The sequence below is a fragment of the Mesorhizobium sp. M6A.T.Ce.TU.016.01.1.1 genome, from assembly GCF_003997065.1.
Classification (GTDB): domain Bacteria; phylum Pseudomonadota; class Alphaproteobacteria; order Rhizobiales; family Rhizobiaceae; genus Mesorhizobium; species Mesorhizobium mediterraneum.
This window is the reverse complement of sequence record NZ_RZTJ01000003.1, coordinates 242,969-262,074: the sequence shown is the minus strand read 5'-3', so window position 1 is coordinate 262,074 and position 19,106 is coordinate 242,969. Positions and strand designations below refer to the sequence as shown.

The window sequence follows — 19,106 nt, the reverse complement described above, 5'->3', positions numbered from 1 at the left end:
CGATGGCCGCCGCCGCCGAATTGCCGCTGACCGGCCTAGTCGTCGTCGACATGAGCCAGTTCCTGTCCGGGCCTTACTGCTCGCTGCGACTGCTCGATCTCGGCGCCCGTGTCATCAAGATCGAGCGGCCGGATGGCGGTGACCTGTCGCGCCGGCTTTATCTCAGCGACACCGAGATCGGTGGCGATTCCACCATCTTCCATGCCATCAACCGGGCCAAGGAAAGTCTTGCCATCGACCTCAAGGACGCGGCCGACCTTGCGGCGCTACGCGGCCTGCTGGCCAAGGCCGACGTGCTGATCCAGAATTTTCGGCCAGGTGTCATTGAGCGCCTGGGCCTCGACTTTGAGGCGGTGCGCAAGATCAACCCGCGCCTAGTCTATGCGTCGATCAGCGGCTATGGCGAGGAAGGTCCCTGGGTCAAGCGGCCCGGTCAGGATCTGCTGGCGCAGGCACGCTCGGGCGTGATGTGGCTCAACGGCGACGAGGACCAGGGACCGGTGCCTTTCGGCCTGGCAATTGCCGACATGCTGGCGGGCTCCGCCGCCGCGCAAGGAATTCTTGCCGCACTGGTGCGGCGCGGCGTGACCGGCACGGGCAGCCATGTCGAGACCAGTCTGCTCGAAGCGCTGGTCGACTTCCAGTTCGAGGTGCTGACCACGCATCTCAATGACGGGCGCCGCCTGCCGCGGCGATCGGCCTTCCGCAGCGCCCATGCCTATCTATCGGCGCCTTACGGCGTCTATCCGGCCAAGGACGGTTATCTGGCGATCGCCATGACGCCGATCCCGAAGCTGGCCGATCTTCTGGGGCTCGAAGAGCTTGCGCCCTACCGCGACCAGCCGTCGACATGGTTCACCGCCCGCGACGAGATCAAGGCGATCATCGCGCAAAAAATCGCGACGAAGACGGTCGACGAGTGGCTTGCCATCCTCGAGCCTGCCGACATCTGGTGCGCCAGGGTGCTGACCTGGCCGGAGATGATGGCCAGCGAAGGCTTCCAGGTTCTCGACATGCTGCAGACGGTGACGCGCGAGGATGACGTCTCGATCCTCACCACGCGCTCGCCGCTCCGGGTCGATGGTGTGCGTGCGAAGGTCGAGCGCGCCGCGCCACGCATCGGCGAGCACAGCGCAAAGATCCGCAAGGAGTTCGGGCTGTGAGCGACGTGAGGCTCAAAGGCATGACCTGGAGCCATCCGCGCGGCTACGACCCGATGGTCGCCTGTTCGGCACTGTGGAAGCAGCGGACTGGCGTTACTATCGAATGGGACAAGCGCTCGCTGCAGGATTTCGAATCCTTCCCGGTCGAGGAACTGGCCCGTGCCTATGATTTGATCGTCATCGATCATCCGCATGTCGGCCAGATCACCGCCGAGAATTGCCTGGCGCCGCTCGACGTCGCGGGCCGCGAAGCGGAACGTGCGACGCTGGCGGCGGGCAGCGTCGGCCGGTCCTATCCGAGCTACAACTGGCAAGGCCGGCAGTGGGCGTTTCCGATCGATACGGCGAGCCAGGTGCAAGCGTGGCGGCCTGATATGCTTTCCGCTCAGCCGGCGAGCTGGAGCGAAATGCTCGATCTGGCGCGGCAAGGCCACATGCTGTTGCCGCTCAGGCCGCCGCATTCGCTGATGGTGTTCTACACGCTTGCCGGCAATCTCGGCCGGCCCGCCGTCGAGGAGCCTGGCGCTCACGTAAACGCTGATGTGGGCAGCCGCGTTTTCGAGATGATGCGCGAGATCGCGGCTCTCGTAGACCCGGCCTGCCTCGGCATGGACCCGATCGACGTCCTGGAGGAAATGGCCAGGTCCGGCTCGCGGATCGCCTGCGCGCCGCTGATCTATGGCTATGTCTCCTATGCCATTGCCGGATTCCGGACCAACCGCCTTGCCTTCGCGGACATCCCGGCTGCGGGCAATGCCGGTCCGGTCGGCTCGGCGCTCGGCGGCACCGGCATCGCCGTGTCGGCCTTTTCGAAGGCCAAGCAGGCGGCCATCGACTTCGCTTACTGGATCGCCAGCGGTGACGTGCAGCGCGGCCCCTATGCTTTGGCCGGCGGCCAGCCTGGCCACGCCGCAGCCTGGGACGATGCCGCCGTCAATGCAGCCGCCGGCAATTTCTACAAGGATACGCGCGCCACACTCGAAGGCGCCTGGGTCAGGCCACGCCACGATGGCTACATGGCCTTCCAGCAGGCGGCGTCCGATCGCATCAATCTCGGCCTGACCGAAAAGCACGATGCCGGCCGCGTCGTCGCCGATCTTAATCGCCTGTTTCTGGAGAGTTTCCCGGCACGGGTGTCCGGCACTGCCGGTGGAGGAGCCTGAAACAACGAATGGAGGAGACTATGAACAGCCTGATCCGCGGCCTTATGGCTGCGACCGCCCTTGCATCGATCACGACAATCGCCTGCGCCCAGGACGTTTCGGGCGTGATCGCTGGACTGCCAACTGAACTGAAGGCGCAATATGACGGCGCGCCGCAGAAGATCCTGCCATCGGCGTGGGACAATTTCACGCCGCCGGCGAAGCCGTGGAAATGGTGCCACTCGGAATCCTACCAGGGCAATCCGTGGCGGGTCACCGTCACCAAGGAGTTGAAGCGGCTTGTCGACGGACTGATCGCCGACGGCACGGTGGCGAGCTTCGAAGTGTCGGACTCCAACAACGATGCCAGCCAGCAGATCAACCAGATCCGCGCCTTCATCGATAAGAAATGTTCGATCATCACCTCGATCCCCGGCTCGGCGACGGCGCTGGATGATGCCATCGATGCCGCCGCAAAGGCCGGCATTCCCTTCATCACGGCGGCTGGGTCGGTGACCAGCCCGAATGCCATCAACGTCGATTCCAACTATGCGCGCTGGGGCTACGACATGATGACGGCGATCGGCAAGGCAATACCGGGTGGCGGCAGCATACTTCTGGTCGAAGGCATCGCAGGTCATCCGATCGTCGTGCAGGAGCGTCAGGGCGCCGACAAGGCGTTGGCCGAGAACCCTAAGCTCAAGGTCTCGCGCAGCGTCAACGGCAACTGGACGGCCAACGTCACCAAGACGACGGCATTGCAGGCGATCGCCACCAATCCGGCGCCGATCGATGCGGTGTGGACGACGGGCAGCGAAAGCCGCGTCGTCGCCGAGGCCTTTGCCGAAGCCGGCCGCCCTGCCCCGCTGATCACCGGCTCGATCACCGGCGACGCGCTCGGCTACTGGAAAGCCAATCCGGACAAATATCGTTTTGAAGGCCATGCGGTTCTGCCGCACTGGACTGCCGAGACGCTGTTTCGCGTCGGCGCGCGCATGCTCGACGGACAAAAGCCGAAGCTCAACACGCTGCTGATCCCGATTCCGCCGGTCCACAATGCCGACCTCGGCGCTTGGTACAAGGACTGCATGACGGCGGACGCAGTGTCGATCTTCCCGGTTCCGCCGCAGGATCCGATGCCGGAAGAATGGCTCGATGCCTATTTCGCCAATCCTGCGCCAACCAAGGGCTGGGATTATTCGAAGGTGCCGGACGCCTGCGCCAAGTAAGCTCCTAGAAGCCGGCGCCGCGGAAGCGGAGCCGGCTTTCCCTATCAGGAATCCCTCATGCTGGATGTTCAGGGTGTCTCGAAACGCTATGGCGAAACCGTCGCTCTCGCGAATGCCTCCATCGCGTTTCGGGCCGGCACGATCCACACCATCCTGGGCGAGAACGGTTCGGGCAAGAGCACCCTGGTCAAGCTGCTGTCGGGAATTGTCGAGCCGGACAGCGGCACGATCCTGTTCAATGGGGCGCCCTTCGCCGGCTTCGGGCCGGCGGCGTTCCAGGCTGCCGGTTTCGCCACCGTGTTCCAGGAAGTGCTGATCGCGCCCGACCGTTCGGTGACGGATAACATCCTGCTCGGCCTCGACGGCTTGCTGACGCGCACCGTGCCACGCGCAGAGCGGCGGCAGCGCGCACAAGCGGTGCTGAGACAGTTCGCGGTGACCGAGATCCCGCTCGACCAATTTGCCGGGCAATTGCCGCTGGCCGTTCAGCAGCTGGTCGTGCTTGCCCGCGCCGTCGTCCGCAATCCGCGCATTCTCATTCTTGACGAGGTGACGGCCGCGCTCGACTTTGCCGACCGCGAGGCGGTTTTCGCCATGATGCGCAAGCTTGCCTCCGAAGGTTGCCTGATCCTGTTCATCACCCATCGCATGGACGAGGTGATGGCGCTTTCCGATCGGATTTCCGTGCTGCGCGGCGGCAGCGTGGTGACGACCGAGGAACGCGGCACGTCCACCGCATCCGAGCTTCTCAAGGCGATGGCGCCACGCACGGCGGCGGAGCTGGCGCATGGCTGATCGCGCCAGCCTTTCGGTGCGCGGCCTGGTGATCGCGCCGGGCGCGAACCCCGTGACGCAGACCATTGCGCCGGGCGAGATCGTCGGCCTTGCCGGCCTCGACGGCCATGGGCAGGAGCGCTTCCTGAAAGTGCTGGCCGGGCTGGAGCAGCCGGCCGGCGGTGGCGTGACCATCGACGCGCGCGCGATCACCAGCTTCCGCAAGGCGGTCGCCAGCGGCATCGCCTATTTGCCGCGCGACCGGCGCGCTACCGGCATCTTTCCGACCCAATCGGTGCTCGACAATTTTGCCGTCTCGACACTGTCGCGTGACATGCGTTTCGGCCTGCTCAGCTTCGCCGCACGGCGGCGGCGCTACGAGAGTTACCGGGACAAGCTCTCCATCGTCGCGCCGCGGCCGGATGCCTCGATCACCACGCTGTCCGGCGGCAACCAGCAGAAAGTGCTGCTGGCTAGGGCACTGGCGCTGGAGCCGGCGATCCTGCTGCTCAACGACCCGACGCGCGGTGTCGACGTGGCGACGCGCCATGTCCTCTACGATGTCTTCCGGGGACTGGCGGCGGACGGCATGGCTCTGGTCATCCTGTCGAGCGAGATCGAGGAGATCCTCCTGCTTTGCCATCGCGTGCTGGTTTTCCGCGAACAGCAGGTGGCGGCCGAAATCACCGGAGACGAGATGAAAAGCGATACGGTGATCGCCGCCATGTTCGGACGCGCGGCATGAGCGGGTTTCGGCGCATGGCAGAGCGATGGCGTGGCGCGGGCTTCGCGACGGTGCTGCTGGTCATCCTGATCGCGGTCAATCTGCTGCTCAATCCGTCACGCTTCCATCCTTCCGCATGGGGCGCGCTGATCGGGCTCGCCGCGCCGTTGATCGGCGCAGCACTTGCCTCGGCTCCTGTGATCCTCGCCGGGCGCGGCGGCATCGACATTTCCGTCGGGCCACTGATGGGCTTCGTCAATGCGATCGTTATCCAGCTGCTGTTTCTCAAGCTCGGCATGACTTCGCCGCTGGTCATCGTACCGGCGGCGCTTTTGATCGGCGCGCTGGTCGGCGCGGCCAACGGCTTTCTGGCGACCGTCGTTCGCATCCAGCCGATCGTCGCGACGCTTGGCACCTATCTGATCCTGACCGGCATGACCCTGACCATCCTGCCGGCGCCGATCGGCCCGGCGCCGGGCTGGCTGAAGGCGATGGCCGGGCCCTGGTCGGCACTGCCGCTCGCGCTAATCTTCCTGTTCTGGTGGCTGGTGCGGCAGACCCCCTACTACGACCAGCTGATGGCGGTGGGCAGCGATGACCGCGCCGCTTACACGGCCGGCGTTCCGGTCACCAAAGTCCGTTTCATCGCCTATGTCATGACCGGCATTCTCGCCGCCTGCGCGGGCTTGATGCTGACGGCGCTGATCGGTTCGGCCGATCCCAACATCGGACCAACCTACACGCTGATCGCGATCGCAGCGGTGGCGCTCGGCGGCGTCAGCCTTGCCGGCGGGCGCGGCGGTCTTCTGGGCGCCGCGATTGGCGCCATCGATATCTTCCTGCTGCAGAGCGTGCTGACCGCCTTCAACGTCTCCACCTATGTGCTGCAGATCGCCTATGGCGTCATTCTGGTTGTAGCGGTCATCATGACGGCGCTGCAGGAACGGCTCTCCGGACGGAAAGGCTGAGAAGCATGAGCCAGACCTGGTTTCAGTCCACCAATGCCCGCGTCGCAGGCGCCTTTGCGGTCGCTGCCGCCTTGCAGATTGTCGGCACGCTGCTCATCCCGGGCTATTCCGCACCGTTCGCCATCCGCGCGCTGCTGGTCATCGCTTCGCTGCTGGCGGTGGCATCGATCGGCCAAACGCTCGTCGTCATCCTCGGCGGCATCGACCTGTCGATCCCCTTCATCATCGGCTTCGCAAATGTCGTTGCGGCACAGCTCTACGGCGCCGGCTGGAATTTTGCCCTTGTCTGCGTGATCGTTGGCGTGCTCGCCGTGCTGATCGGGGCGCTGAACGGCCTGATCTCGCGCGGGCTCGACATCCACCCGCTGATCGTCACGCTTGGCGTTGGCATGATCGTGCAAGGCGCCGTGCTGTTGTGGACCGGCGGCTTTCCATCCGGATCGGCGCCTGCAGCTGTTTCCGCCTTCGTCTCGATCGGCGGTTCGGTCGGACCGCTGCCGGTGCCGGCACTGGTGCCCTGCGTTGCGGTGCTGACCTTGCTGGTGGCGCTGGTGCTGGCGCGCACGGCCTACGGCCGCCGCCTTTACGCGCTTGGCAGCAACCCCGGTGCAGCCCCGCTGGCGCTGATCGATCCGGTCCGCATGTGGACGGTGACCTACGCGGCAAGCGCTTTCTTTGCTGCCGCGGCTGGCGTGCTGCTGCTCGGCTTCACCGGTTCGGCCTATGGCGATGTCGGCCAGCCCTATCTGTTCCAGACGATCGCGGCAGTCGTGGTCGGCGGCGCGGCCCTTGTCGGCGGCCGCGGCAATTATTTCGGCACCATCGCCGGCGTGCTGGTGCTGACGGAGATCAACACGCTGCTGATCGGCCTCGGCTTCCGGCCCTCGACAGTGCAGGCTGCGCTTGGTCTGGTCATCGTGCTGCTGGTTTCGCTTTACGGTCGCGAGCGGCACGTATCGGCGACAATCTGAGGCGGCTTACAAACTCCACAGCCGCTTCGTGTTGGCGGAGAGCAGCTTTTGCCGTTCCTCGGCGCTTGCGCCGCCAAGCAGCGCATGCGTCGCTGCAACCCAGGTCGCTAGCCCGCCGCCAAGCGTGCAGACCGGCCAATCGCTGCCCCAGACGACGCGGTCCCAGCCGAAGCATTTGATGGTGTGCTCGACATAAGGGCGCAGGGTTTCGACGGTCCAGGATCCGGCAGCCGCATAGGCAACCACACCGGAGATCTTGCCGACGACGTTCGGGCGCCGCGCGATCTCCGCCATATGCTCGCGCCAGGGATGCTCGCCGCTGCCCTTGATGTCGGGCACGCCGCAATGGTCGAGCACGAACTGCACATCCGGCGCGAGATCGGCGAGTGCGATCGCCTTGGGGATCTGATGCGGCAGAACGACGAGATCGAAGGTTAGGCCGGTGCCGGCAAGCCGCATGATGTTTTCGCGAAACAGCGCGGCCTCCGAAAGCTCATCCGGCATGACGTGGAGGACACGGCGAAAACCCTTGACGAAGGGATTGGCGCGCTGGCGCTCGAGATAAGCGGCAAAGCCAGGCTCTTCCGGTCGGCAGGAGGCGATTGCCCCGCGCAGCAGACTAGCCCTCTGTTGTGACAGCGCTTTCACATGACCGGTCTCGGCCTCGATGTCGGCGGGATCGACATCGACCTCCATATGCAACGCACCCTCTATGCCGGCACGGCGAGCCTGGACTGCATATTCGTCGTGGGAAAAATCGCGGTTGAGCGCCGGCACGCCGGAGAGCCAGGGATAGCGCAGCACCGACTGGTCGATCAGGTGCAGATGGGTATCGAAGATCATGACGGCGCGCTCCTCCTCTGGCGTTCCAGGATCATCTCATGGAGAAATTCTTCATTCAAATAAGAATTCACTTCGAGTTGACGGCCGACCCCGCCAGTTGCGAGAGTTTTTCGCTCGCCGCCCGCAGCAATTCGATTGTCCGGGTTATGTCCGGCGCCTTGGGGGCATTGACCAGCGTTATATAAGGGATCGACAGCGCCGCGATTGCCCTGCCGTCAGAGCCAAGAACGGGTGCCGTCAGATTGAACACGCCGGCGGTCTGCAGCGACGCCATCATCTCATAGCCGCGCTCGCGGACTTGGTCGAGGCGGGCAAAGAACTCCGGTGACTGAGGCGGCCTGTCGGTGCTGCGCAGATATTCGGAGATCATCATCTGCCGCTCTTCCGGCGAGCGGAAGGCCAACAGCACATGTCCGGAGCCGGTGTCGAACAGGCTGATATGGGAGCCGACGCGGATCGAGATGCCCCAGTAGTCAGGAGCCTCCTGCTGCGCGATCACCACGGCGGAACCACGGTCGAAGACGACAAGCTGGTTTGCCTGCTGCGAGGTTTCGGCAAGCTCGCGCATCAGCGGCGTCGCGTAGGAAACCAGCCGTCGCACCGGCGCGTGCAACTGCGCCAGGCCAAACAGCTTGAGCGTCAGCGAATAACGATCGCCGTCGGGCCGCGTGACGTAGCCCCGTCGCACCAGCCGGTCCAGCATGCGGTAGAACTCGTTGGGGCTGCGGTCGAGCTTCTTGGCGATTTCCGCTTGCGTCAAGCCACCGTCGACGCCGGCCAGAAGCTCGAGAATGTCGAGCCCCTTGTCCAGCGCCGGGGCACGATATCGGTCATCGTCCTCGTCCTCCGCCATAATCGCTCCCCAGTGAATTTCGGCTTTCATATACGCACAATGGCCCGCATCCGGAAAGAACTTTCAACTTGACGACTACATAAATGTTTTGTTTGTATATGAATGAAGCGCTGCAGATCGGATCGATACGAGTTCGCCGACGCAGGCCGTTGGGAGGAACCAAATGACCAGATTGTTTTACGGCCTGTCGGCCGGCGTGGCGCTGCTTGCGCTTGGCGCGGGCGCTGCTTTTGCTGCCGAACTGCCCGGCAAGTTCGACGGCGTCACCATCGACGCCAAGCTGATTGGCGGCCAGCAATATGAAGGGCTCTACGCGCGCATCGGCGAATGGGAAAAGCTGACCGGCGCCAAGGTCAACGTGATCTCGAAGAAGAACCACTTCGAACTCGACAAGGAAATCAAGTCGGACATCGCGTCCGGCAGCATCAACTGGTGCGTCGGCTCGAACCATTCGTCCTTCGCGCCGCAATATCCTGACATCTACACCGATCTCAACACGCTGCTGCCCAAGGAGGAAGTCGCCGCCTTCGTGCCGTCGACGATCAAGGCCTCGACGCTCGACGGAAAGCTGGCGATGCTGCCGCGTGCGCAGTTCGACGTCTCCGCGCTCTACTACCAGAAAAGCCTTTATCAGGACGAGGCCAAGAAGGCCGCCTACAAGGCCAAGTATGGCGCGGAACTGGTGCCGCCCGACACCTGGGACGAGGTCGCCCAGCAGGCGGAATTCTTCGCCAGCCCGCCGGATTTCTACGGCACCCAGTTCGCTGGCAAGGAAGAGGCGATCAACGGCCGCTTCTACGAGATGCTCATCGCCGAGGGCGGCGAGTATCTCGACAAGGACGGCAAGCCCGCCTTCAACTCGGAGGCCGGCGTGCAGGCGCTCGACTGGTTCGTCAATCTCTACAAGGCCAAGGCGGTGCCGGCCGGCACCACCAACTATCTCTGGGACGATCTCGGCCAGGGCTTTGCCTCGGGCACGGTTGCCATCAACCTCGACTGGCCGGGCTGGGCAGGGTTCTTCAACGATCCGAAGTCATCGAAGGTCGCCGGCAATGTCGGGGTAAAGGTGGCGCCGAAAGGTTCGGCTGGCATTCGCACCGGCTGGTCGGGGCATCATGGATTTTCGGTCACCGAAAACTGCGCCAGCAAGGAAGCTGCGGCGTCGCTGGTGTGGTTCCTGACCAACGAGGACAGCCAGAAGCTTGAAGCAGCAAGCGGACCACTGCCGACCCGCACCGCGGTGTGGGACTGGGACATCCAGCAAGCGGCCGGCGATCCTTACAAGACGGAAGTGCTGGCGGCTTTCCAGGAACAAGCGAAACACGCATTCGCCGTACCGCAGACACCTGAATGGATCGAAATTTCCAACGCCGTCTATCCCGAGTTGCAGGCGGCCATCCTCGGCGACAAGACCTCCAAGCAGGCGCTGGACGACGCTGCCGCCAAGGCCACCCAGATCCTCGAAGACGCTGGCAAACTTTGACATCTTTCCACGGGGCGCTGCGCTCATCGAAGAGCGGCGCCCCGACTTTTTTTGAACCATGCGCAACACGCTTTGTCTTGATCCCAGCTCGCCGATGGCGGCCTTCGGTGTCCGGGCACCAACCAGAACCGGATCGACATGAAAGGCTGGAGACCCTCGCCGCCATTGCTGCTCCTGCTTCCGGCGGTCATCGTGCTGGCGGCGGTGGTGGTCTTGCCGCTGCTGCTTTCGCTCTACTCCAGCTTCACGCCGTTCCGGCTGACCAACCCGGAGACACTCTGGGTCTTCATCGGCGCGCGCAACTATGTCAACATCCTGAGCAACGGGGATTTCTGGATTGCCTTCGCCCGCACCGTGGTGCTGCTGACGGTCGCGCTCAACCTGGAAATGCTGATCGGGCTGGGGCTGGCGCTGCTGGTGGAGAAGGCGTCGCGCGGACAACGTATCCTGCGCACCATCATGATGTTTCCGATGATGTTTTCGCCGATCCTGGTCGGCTTCCAGTTCAAATTCATGTTCAACGACAATATCGGCCTGGTGAACAACGCCTTGCAGGCGCTCGGCCTGACCGACCGCGCCATCCCGTGGCTGATCGACGGCAATCTCGCCTTTATTGCCATCCTCACCGCCGAGATCTGGTCGTCGACTTCCGTGTTCGCGATCCTGATCCTTGCCGGGTTGCTGGCGATGCCGCGCGAGCCGGTCGAGGCGGCCCGCGTCGACGGCTGCACGCCATGGCAGACATTCCGCTATGTCACCTGGCCGTTCATCATGCCGTTTGCCTTCATCGCAATGACCATCCGCTCGCTCGACGTCGCGCGCGCCTATGACATCGTCAAGATCATGACCGACGGCGGTCCCGCCGGCCGCACCGAGCTCGTCTGGACGCTCGTTGCCCGCACCGCTTACAGCGACGCCAGGATGGGCATGGCCAACGCCATGGCCTATTTCTCGATCCTGCTTTCGATCCTGTTCACCGTTTATTTCTACCGCAAGCTCGCCGCGGCGCGCACGCAGATCGCGGCGGAGTGGTGAGGATGGACCAGAACAGCCTGCATCGCGTCCGCAACAAGGCGCTCGGCATAGCTCATGGCATCGGGCTGTTCCTGGCCATGTTGGTCATCTGCCTGCCCGGCATCTGGATCGTGCTGTCATCGCTGCGGCCGACCGTCGAGATCATGGCCAAGCCGCCGGTGTGGATCCCGCAGGAGCTCTCACTCGATGCCTACGTCGCCATGTTCAGCGGCGTCGGCAAGGGCGGCATCCCGGTGCTCGACTATTTCCGCAATTCGCTGATCATCTCGGTGACCTCGACGGTGATCGCGATCGCCATCGGCATGGCCGGCGGCTATGCCTTTGCCCGTTATCGCTTCCGTGCCAAGTCGGCGATGTTCCTCGGCCTGATGCTGACACGCACAGTGCCCGGCATTGCGCTGTCGCTGCCACTGTTCTTCGTCTTTGCGCGGCTCGGTATCATCGACACGCATTTCGGGCTGATCCTGGTCTATGTCGCACTCAACGTGCCCTTCACCATCTGGCTGATCGACGGCTTTTTCCGCCAGGTGCCGAAAGATCTCGCCGAGGCCGCGCAGATCGATGGCTGCACGCGCTGGCAGGCCTTCTGGCAGGTCGAGTTTCCGCTTGCCGGGCCTGGCATCGCCTCAGCCGGCATCTTTGCCTTCCTCACCTCGTGGAACGAGTTCGCGCTGGCCTCGCAGTTGACGCGCTCGATCAACTCCAAGACGCTGCCGGTCGGCCTGCTCGACTATACGGCCGAGTTCACCATCGACTGGCGCGGCATGTGCGCGCTGGCCGTGGTCATGATCATACCGGCTCTCACGCTTACCTTCATCGTCCAGAAACATCTCGTCGGCGGTCTCACCTCCGGCGCGGTGAAAGGCTGACATGGCAACCGTATCCCTGAAGAAACTCACCAAAAACTACGGCCCAGTGGCGGTCGTGCACGGCATCGACCTCGAGGTCGCCGACCGCGAGTTCATCGCGCTGGTCGGTCCGTCCGGCTGCGGCAAGTCGACAACCCTACGCATGATCGCCGGCCTCGAGGACATCAGCGACGGCGTCATCGAGATCGGCGGCCGCATGGTCAACGATCTGCCGCCGCGTTCGCGCAACATCTCGATGGTGTTCCAGTCCTATGCGCTCTATCCGCACATGACGGTGCGCGAAAACCTCGGCTTCTCGCTCAAGATCGCGGGCGCGGCGAAAGAGGAAATGGACCGCCGTGTCGCCGAGGCATCAGGCATTCTCGGCCTCGACCAATTGCTTGACCGCCGCCCGTCACAGCTGTCGGGCGGACAGCGCCAACGCGTCGCCATGGGTCGCGCCATCGTGCGCGATCCCGACGTCTTCCTGTTCGACGAGCCGCTTTCCAATCTCGACGCCAAGCTTCGGACGCAGATGCGCACCGAGATCAAGAAGCTGCACGCCAAGGTCAAATCGACGGTGATCTACGTCACCCATGACCAGGTCGAGGCGATGACGCTCGCCGACCGCATCGTCATCATGCGCGACGGTTTCATCGAGCAGGTCGGCACCCCCGACGAGGTCTTCCGCCGGCCCCAGACGCGCTTCGTGGCGGGCTTCATCGGCTCGCCGCCGATGAATCTGCATGAGGCAGCGATCGACGACGAACAGCTGCTGTTCGCCAGTGGCGAGAGATTGCCTATGCCCAGCCAGTTCAAAGCCAATGTCGGAACCGGCGACAAAGTGGTGTTCGGCTTGAGGCCCGACGATATCTATCCGACGGGACACGGCATCAGCTCCGGCGAGGACGCCGATGTGCACCAGTTGGAGTTGCCGGTGACCGTCACCGAGCCGCTCGGCAACGAGACGCTGGTGTTCGCCGAATTCAACGGCAGTGACTGGGTATCCCGCATGCTCAATCCGAAACCGCTGAAGGCCGGCGACCGGGTGAAAATGAGCCTGGACTTGTCGCAGGCCCATCTGTTTTCTGCCGATACCGGCAAGACATTGCGAGGTTGACGTCATGGCAAAGATCGAAAAAGTCGAACTGCGGATGGTCGACCTGGTGCCGAAGGTCAAGCGCACCGATGCGATCCAGAGCTTTGTCAGCCAGGAAACGCCGATCGTCACCATCACCGACGCCGACGGCGCGGTCGGCACCGGCTACAGCTACACGATCGGCACCGGCGGCTCCTCGGTGATGCGGCTGCTGGCCGATCACCTTGCGCCGCGGCTGATCGGCCGCGACGCCGACATGATCGAGGCGATCTGGCACGAACTCGAATTCGCCACCCATGCCACGACGATCGGCGCCATAACGGCAATCGCGCTGGCGGCTATCGATACCGCGCTTTGGGACCTGCGGGCGAAGAAACAAGGGCTACCGCTGTGGAACCTCGCCGGCGGCGCCAAGGACCGCTGTCCGCTCTACACGACCGAAGGTGGCTGGCTGCATATCGAGACCGAGGCGCTGGTCGACGACGCGCTGGCCGCCAAGGCAAAGGGCTTTCGCGGCTCCAAGGTCAAGATCGGCAAGCCGCACGGCTCCGAGGATCTCGCCCGGCTGACAGCGGTGCGCCAGGCGGTTGGAGACTCCTACGAGATCATGACCGACTGCAACCAGGGCTTTTCGGTCGACGAGGCGATCCGCCGGGCCGAGCGGCTGCGCGACCTCGACCTCGCCTGGATCGAGGAGCCGCTGCCGGCCGACGACATAGACGGCCATGTGCGGCTGTCCAATGCCACGTCGACGCCGATCGCCATCGGCGAGTCGCTCTATTCGATCCGCCATTTCCGCGAATATATGCAAAAAGGCGGCTGCTCGATCGTGCAGGTCGATGTCGGCCGCATCGGCGGCATCACGCCCTGGCTGAAGGTGGCGCATGCGGCCGAGGCGTTCGACATCCCGGTCTGCCCGCATTTCCTGATGGAACTGCATGTCAGCCTGACCTGCGCCATTCAGAACGGCCGATATGTCGAGTATATTCCCCAGCTTGACGACCTGACCGGCAAGAAAATGCGCATCGAGAACGGGCACGCATTGGCGCCGGACGAGCCCGGCATCGGCATCGACTGGGATTGGGACGCGGTCAAGGCGAAGAGCATCGCGGAATTCACGACCGACATAACGAAATAGGGAGCCGGACATGCAGCGGATGGGAATGGTGCTCGGCCTCAAGCCGGAAAAGGTCGCAGAGTATGTGCGGCTTCACGCAGCCGTCTGGCCCGATGTGCTGGCCATGATCTCCGCCTGCAACATCAAGAATTATTCGATCTACCTCAAGCAGCCGGAGCACCTGCTGTTCAGTTATTTCGAATATCATGGCACCGACTACGCCGCCGATATGGCGAAGATGGCCGCAGATCCCAAGACGCAGGAATGGTGGGCGCTGTGCATGCCTTGCCAGGAGCCGCTGCTGACCCGCAAGGAGGGCGAGTGGTGGGCGATGATGGACGAAGTCTTCCATCATGACTGATGGCGTTTTCGATCCTGCCTCGCTCGCCCAGGCCTGGGCGCAGCCATCGAAGCCGAGACCGATCGTGATTTTCGGCGCCGGCTCGATCGTCGGCGATGCGCATTTCCCGGCCTATGGGAAAGCCGGCTTTCCGGTCGCCGGGCTTTTCGATCCCGACCACGCCAAGGCGGAAAAACTCGCGGCAAAATGGGGGGTGACCGCTTACCGGTCGGTCCAGGAAGCCGCGGCAGTGAAGGACGCCGTCTTCGATCTGGCGACGCCGCCGGCTCATCATGCCGGCGTGCTCAGGGCGTTGCCCGACGGCGCCGTAGCGCTGATCCAGAAGCCGATGGGCAGCGATCTTACCGAGGCCACCGAAATCCTTGAAATCTGCCGCTCCAAAGATCTGAAGGCTGCGGTGAATTTCCAGCTCCGTTTCGCGCCGATGATGCTGGCGCTGAAGGATGCGATCGCCAAGGGCTGGCTTGGCGACGTGGTCGATTTCGACGCTTGGCTGGCCCTGGCAACGCCCTGGCAACTCTGGGAGTTCCTGCTCAAGGCGCCGCGCGTCGAGATCGCCATGCATTCGATCCATTATCTCGACCTGATCCGGCAATTGCTCGGCGATCCCCGGGGCGTTCACGCCAAGACGCTCGGTCATCCCGGCCACAAGGTTGCGCAAACCCGCACCAGCGCCATCCTTGACTATGGCGATACTGTGCGCTGTGCGCTGTCGATCAATCATGACCACAAATTCGGTCGCCGGCACCAGGCTTGCGAGTTCCGCATCTGCGGCACCGAGGGCGCCGCCTATCTCAAACTCGGACTCAATCTCGACTATCCGCGCGGCGAGCCTGATATTCTTGAAATCTATCCGAAAGGCGGCTCCGACTGGGTTAGGGTGCCACTCATCGGCGAGTGGTTTCCCGACGCCTTTGTCGGCCGCATGGCCAACGTCCAGCGCTACGCTTGCGGGGAAGACGCCGAACTGGTCAGTTCCGTTGAGGACAGCTGGAACACCATGGCGCTGGTCGAGGCCGCCTACCAATCGAGCGCTGCGCCGGCAACTCCGATCGCGGCGAGGCCCTGACATGGAGCAGACGATTTACTTTGAAGATTACCAGATCGGCTCGTCGCGCATGACCAGCGGGCGCACCATCACCGAGACCGACTTCGTCGTGCATGCCGGCCATACGGGCGATTTCTTTCCCCATCACATGGACGCCGAGTTCATGAAGACGACGCCGTTCGGCCAGCGCATCGCCCATGGCACGCTGGTCTTCTCAGTCGGCGTCGGGCTGACGGCAAACGTCATCAACCCGGTCGCCTTCTCCTATGGCTACGACAGGTTGCGCTTTATCAAGCCGGTGTTCATCGGCGATACGATCAAGACCCGCACCACCATCTCGGCCAAGGAAGACGACCCGAAGCGGCCGGGTTCGGGCCGGGTCATCGAGCGCTGCGAGGTGATCAACCAGCATGGCGATGTGGTCCTGGCGGCCGACCACATCTACATCGTCGAGCGCCGCGACAAGCCGAACAGCGCTTCGAACTCAGGTTGACAAAAAGCGCGGTAAGGGACGACGCCGAAACCTGAAACAAAACCCGCCTCGTCGGCGGGTCGTTGGCGCAAATCAGCACTATGCATAAATTCCTAGCATAACTGCCGTCACCTGTCAAGTTGAAACTACCCACGGTTGCAGGGCAATCGCTTCGGGTTTGTGCTGCCCGTTGCCCCGCGGATCAGCGTTGGTGGTTGGCGAAAGCCGAAGCGGCATTCGATCTCCCCCCTTGCGGGGGAGGTGTCCGGCAGGACAGAGGGGGTGTGAAGGATCGCCAACTTTCGACTTTCAGCTATTCCCAACCGGAATCAGCCTGAGCGCGCGGCTGTAATTGGTTGAAGGCCGGAGGGACAGCACCCCCCTCTGCCCTGCCGGGCATCTCCCCCGCAAGGGGGGAGATCGGCAGCTTCGCCGACGGTGCCGACAGGCGGACGCCGACTTTGAATTGGTCACACCCGGTTGACCGGATATAGCGGCTTGCCGCCGCGCAGGACCGATGCGACATCGGCAAACACCTTGTTGCGAACCTCGGCGTAAGACTGGGTCGAGTAGTGCGCCGCGTGTGGACTGACCAGCACGGTGTCCAGCGCCAGCAGCGGATTGTCGGGCGAAGGCGGCTCCTGCTCGAATGTGTCGATGCCGGCGCCGGCCAAATGGTTGCACCGGATCAAATCCGCCAACGCGACTTCGTCGACCAGGCCCCCACGGGACACGTTGATGAGCATTGCCCCTTCCTTCATGCGTGACAGGGCTTCAGCCGACATGATGTTTCTGGTCTCCGGCGTAGCAGGAACGTGCAATGACACGATGTCGGCCCTGGCGAGCAGCTCGTCGAAACCGACCGGTTCGGCACCACCGGCCGTAATGCGCTCCGCCGGCATGTGCGGATCGTACGCGATGACATGATAGCCGAAGACCCGCGCCCGCTCGGCAGTCAGGCGTCCGATCTGGCCGAAGCCGATCAGGCCGAGAATCTGCCTGTCCGGCCGCGTGATGCCGGCGCCGTCGGTCATTGCGGCCCAGCGGCCGGCGCGGACTGCGCTGTCGAACTGTTTCAGCCTGCGCGTCAGGGCCAGGATCAGCGCCATCGCATGTGTGCTGACCTCCACCAGGTTGGCGTCCGGCACATAGGTTACCTGAACACCGGCACGGCTGGCGGCCTCGATATCGATCGAGTCGAGCCCTACGCCGAACCGTCCGATGACCTTGAGGTTCTTCAGTTCGGCCAGCACGCGAGCCGTGATCGGCTCCCGTAATATCATCAATGCATCGGCGTCACGGCACTGCTCGATCAGGGCATCCTCTGTGAGAAGCGTCTTTTCGATAAACTCGGCGTTCAAGCCGTCGAGGTAGCGCAGCTGCTCTTCCTCGACTGACAACACGCCGTCGGTCTTGATTATCTTCATGCCAATCTCTTGCTATCAGGCGCTGCGCGCAGAGGCCGCACCGGCGGCAAGGCCGGCGCCGAGAAACATCGTGTCGCTGGCCAGCATGTAGAAACTGATGCCGTGCTTCGACCATTTGCCGACATCATCTGCCGAGGGGCGAAAGATGCCGACGGCCTTGCGCGCCGCACGCGCCGCTGCCGCGATCCTGATAATCGCGGCATTGAGCTTGTCCTGACCGGCCGGGCCTATGGCGTCGATCGAGACGGACAGGTCGCCGGGACCAATGAAGATCACGTCGACGCCGTCGACCTGGACAATGTTGTCGATGTTGGCGAGGCCCTCGGCCGTCTCGACCTGGATGGCGACGGTCAGGGCCTCGTTGGCCGATTTGAGGTAGTCCGGAATCCTGTACCCATAACCGGCGGCACGGCCTGGGCCGACACCGCGTGCGCCGACAGGCGGGTAACGGCAGGCCATGACCGCCATGCGCGCCTGCTCGGCCGTCGAGACGCGCGGCACCAGGACGCCTGAGGCGCCGGCGTCGAGCGCGGCCGCAATCCACTCCGGCGTGTGGCCGGGCACCCGCACCATCGCAGGAACCTTGTGGACATCGGCGGCACGGATCAGATCCTCAAGCCGCTCTCGACCAATCTGCGAATGCTCCCAGTCGATGCACAGGAAGTCGACCCCGCTGGCGGCCGCCACTTCGACCGCCACCGGATGCGGGATGGCGCAGAAGGTGCCGATAAGGCGATCGAGCGAGACACATTTTTTCCGAAAGTCGTACATGAAATCTCCAGAGATTTTTGGCATCGGCGAAAACTATTCGCGCTTACTTGGCGGTAGTCTGCGGCAAGGAATGCACGGCTTCCGTCGACATCGGGAAATGCCGGCTGCCGCCTGAAAAAGGCGGGAAGGTCTTGTAGTCGGCGCGCATCTCCAGGCGCGCCGGCGATTGCAGTGCGTGCGTCAGCGCCGCAGGACTGTCGAACATGACCCGGTTGCGCTGCATGTAATCGACCCGCGGCCAAGGCAGCGAGCCGCACCAGTCCAGTCGCGACAGAACCTCGATGTGGCGAATGCCGGGGAAGCCCCGCATCAATTGCGGATGATGCGTCACATAGTGATAGAGCCAGGCATTCATGTCTTCGGCCGGCCCGGGATAGTGGACAAGATAGCTGCAGGGCAGCCCAGACGTCTTCACGGCAGCGTCATCGACGGGGAACGGACGCACGCACATTGCCTGCTGCGTCGGCCTCGAACCGGCGATGCTCGACAGCACGGCCGGTGCGGTGAGCGCCTGCAGATGGCCGGACGGCGCGAGCGCCGCCTCCATGTCCGCCAGCTCGTCGAAATAGAGCTGGAAGCCAAAGACCGGCGGTGGCCCATCCTTGTTGAACATGTCCGTCGCCACTTCGGGCAGATAGATGTTTGCAAGCGCTAGACCCGGCGTTGTCGCGATCACACGCCGCACAGCGTCGACGTCTTCATCGGCGATGGCCGGGTTTGCCTGACGGTCATCGTGGAAGAAAGCAAGATAGGCAAAGCGCATGCAGACACCTGCTGG

20 protein-coding genes are annotated in these 19,106 nt (G+C 63.6%); 15 read left to right on the top strand and 5 right to left on the bottom strand.

Going from position 1 to position 19,106, the window contains the following annotated elements; translation table 11 throughout:
• Positions 1-2 precede the first annotated feature (2 nt).
• Genes EOC94_RS07435 through EOC94_RS07405 form a run of 7 tightly spaced genes read left to right on the top strand, consistent with a single transcriptional unit; the run spans position 3 to position 6,971 of the window.
• On the top strand, positions 3-1,163 hold the full coding sequence (locus EOC94_RS07435) for a CaiB/BaiF CoA-transferase family protein (RefSeq protein WP_127289493.1): 1,161 nt from the start codon (positions 3-5) through the stop codon (positions 1,161-1,163).
• Entirely contained in the window at positions 1,160-2,326 is a 1,167-nt protein-coding gene (locus EOC94_RS07430; protein ID WP_126103497.1) for an extracellular solute-binding protein, read from the top strand. Before EOC94_RS07435 ends, EOC94_RS07430 begins: the two co-directional genes overlap by 4 nt.
• A gap of 20 nt (positions 2,327-2,346) precedes the next feature.
• Complete coding sequence (locus EOC94_RS07425) at positions 2,347-3,534, top strand: ABC transporter substrate-binding protein (RefSeq protein WP_127289491.1); 1,188 nt, start codon at positions 2,347-2,349, stop codon at positions 3,532-3,534.
• Positions 3,535-3,591: 57 nt separating this feature from the next.
• The gene (locus EOC94_RS07420; protein ID WP_127289489.1) at positions 3,592-4,329 is read left to right on the top strand and encodes an ATP-binding cassette domain-containing protein; all 738 of its coding nucleotides are present in this window, start codon (positions 3,592-3,594) and stop codon (positions 4,327-4,329) included.
• Entirely contained in the window at positions 4,322-5,053 is a 732-nt protein-coding gene (locus EOC94_RS07415; protein ID WP_127289487.1) for an ATP-binding cassette domain-containing protein, read from the top strand. Before EOC94_RS07420 ends, EOC94_RS07415 begins: the two co-directional genes overlap by 8 nt.
• Entirely contained in the window at positions 5,050-6,000 is a 951-nt protein-coding gene (locus EOC94_RS07410) for an ABC transporter permease (protein ID WP_127289485.1), read from the top strand. The genes EOC94_RS07415 and EOC94_RS07410 overlap by 4 nt, the downstream gene beginning before the upstream one ends.
• 5 nt (positions 6,001-6,005) lie before the next feature.
• Positions 6,006-6,971 (top strand): ABC transporter permease, encoded by a 966-nt coding sequence (locus tag EOC94_RS07405; protein ID WP_127289483.1) that lies wholly within the window; start codon positions 6,006-6,008, stop codon positions 6,969-6,971.
• Positions 6,972-6,977: 6 nt separating this feature from the next.
• On the opposite strand, the gene EOC94_RS07400 is transcribed toward EOC94_RS07405, so the two are convergent.
• Both EOC94_RS07400 and EOC94_RS07395 read right to left on the bottom strand, forming a co-directional pair.
• On the bottom strand, positions 6,978-7,814 hold the full coding sequence (locus EOC94_RS07400; RefSeq protein ID WP_127289481.1) for an amidohydrolase: 837 nt from the start codon (positions 7,812-7,814) through the stop codon (positions 6,978-6,980).
• A 67-nt stretch (positions 7,815-7,881) separates the two neighbouring features.
• Positions 7,882-8,667, bottom strand: a complete 786-nt coding sequence (locus tag EOC94_RS07395; RefSeq protein ID WP_127289479.1) for an IclR family transcriptional regulator — start codon at positions 8,665-8,667, stop codon at positions 7,882-7,884.
• A gap of 163 nt (positions 8,668-8,830) precedes the next feature.
• On the opposite strand from EOC94_RS07395, the gene EOC94_RS07390 reads away from it, so the two are divergent.
• From EOC94_RS07390 to EOC94_RS07355, 8 genes are all read left to right on the top strand, one after another.
• The gene (locus EOC94_RS07390; RefSeq protein ID WP_127289477.1) at positions 8,831-10,150 is read left to right on the top strand and encodes a sugar ABC transporter substrate-binding protein; all 1,320 of its coding nucleotides are present in this window, start codon (positions 8,831-8,833) and stop codon (positions 10,148-10,150) included.
• A 138-nt stretch (positions 10,151-10,288) separates the two neighbouring features.
• Complete coding sequence (locus tag EOC94_RS07385) at positions 10,289-11,185, top strand: sugar ABC transporter permease (protein WP_127289475.1); 897 nt, start codon at positions 10,289-10,291, stop codon at positions 11,183-11,185.
• Positions 11,186-11,187: 2 nt separating this feature from the next.
• On the top strand, positions 11,188-12,054 hold the full coding sequence (locus EOC94_RS07380) for a carbohydrate ABC transporter permease (protein ID WP_127289473.1): 867 nt from the start codon (positions 11,188-11,190) through the stop codon (positions 12,052-12,054).
• A gap of 1 nt (position 12,055) precedes the next feature.
• Positions 12,056-13,153, top strand: a complete 1,098-nt coding sequence (gene ugpC / locus EOC94_RS07375) for a sn-glycerol-3-phosphate ABC transporter ATP-binding protein UgpC (protein ID WP_127289471.1) — start codon at positions 12,056-12,058, stop codon at positions 13,151-13,153.
• A gap of 4 nt (positions 13,154-13,157) precedes the next feature.
• Positions 13,158-14,270 (top strand): mandelate racemase/muconate lactonizing enzyme family protein, encoded by a 1,113-nt coding sequence (locus EOC94_RS07370; RefSeq protein WP_127289469.1) that lies wholly within the window; start codon positions 13,158-13,160, stop codon positions 14,268-14,270.
• Positions 14,271-14,280: 10 nt separating this feature from the next.
• The gene (locus EOC94_RS07365) at positions 14,281-14,610 is read left to right on the top strand and encodes an L-rhamnose mutarotase (RefSeq protein WP_127289467.1); all 330 of its coding nucleotides are present in this window, start codon (positions 14,281-14,283) and stop codon (positions 14,608-14,610) included.
• Entirely contained in the window at positions 14,603-15,679 is a 1,077-nt protein-coding gene (locus EOC94_RS07360) for a Gfo/Idh/MocA family oxidoreductase (RefSeq protein WP_127289465.1), read from the top strand. The genes EOC94_RS07365 and EOC94_RS07360 overlap by 8 nt, the downstream gene beginning before the upstream one ends.
• A gap of 1 nt (position 15,680) precedes the next feature.
• Positions 15,681-16,151, top strand: coding sequence for a MaoC/PaaZ C-terminal domain-containing protein (locus tag EOC94_RS07355; RefSeq protein ID WP_127289463.1), 471 nt, complete (start codon positions 15,681-15,683; stop codon positions 16,149-16,151).
• A 449-nt stretch (positions 16,152-16,600) separates the two neighbouring features.
• On the opposite strand, the gene EOC94_RS07350 is transcribed toward EOC94_RS07355, so the two are convergent.
• The 3 genes from EOC94_RS07350 to EOC94_RS07340 are packed head-to-tail and all read right to left on the bottom strand — an operon-like array spanning position 16,601 to position 19,091.
• Complete coding sequence (locus EOC94_RS07350; protein WP_127205658.1) at positions 16,601-17,557, bottom strand: C-terminal binding protein; 957 nt, start codon at positions 17,555-17,557, stop codon at positions 16,601-16,603.
• Between the two features lie 15 nt (positions 17,558-17,572).
• Complete coding sequence (locus EOC94_RS07345; RefSeq protein ID WP_127289461.1) at positions 17,573-18,328, bottom strand: aldolase/citrate lyase family protein; 756 nt, start codon at positions 18,326-18,328, stop codon at positions 17,573-17,575.
• A 43-nt stretch (positions 18,329-18,371) separates the two neighbouring features.
• The gene (locus tag EOC94_RS07340; RefSeq protein WP_127289459.1) at positions 18,372-19,091 is read right to left on the bottom strand and encodes a hypothetical protein; all 720 of its coding nucleotides are present in this window, start codon (positions 19,089-19,091) and stop codon (positions 18,372-18,374) included.
• Positions 19,092-19,106 lie beyond the last annotated feature (15 nt).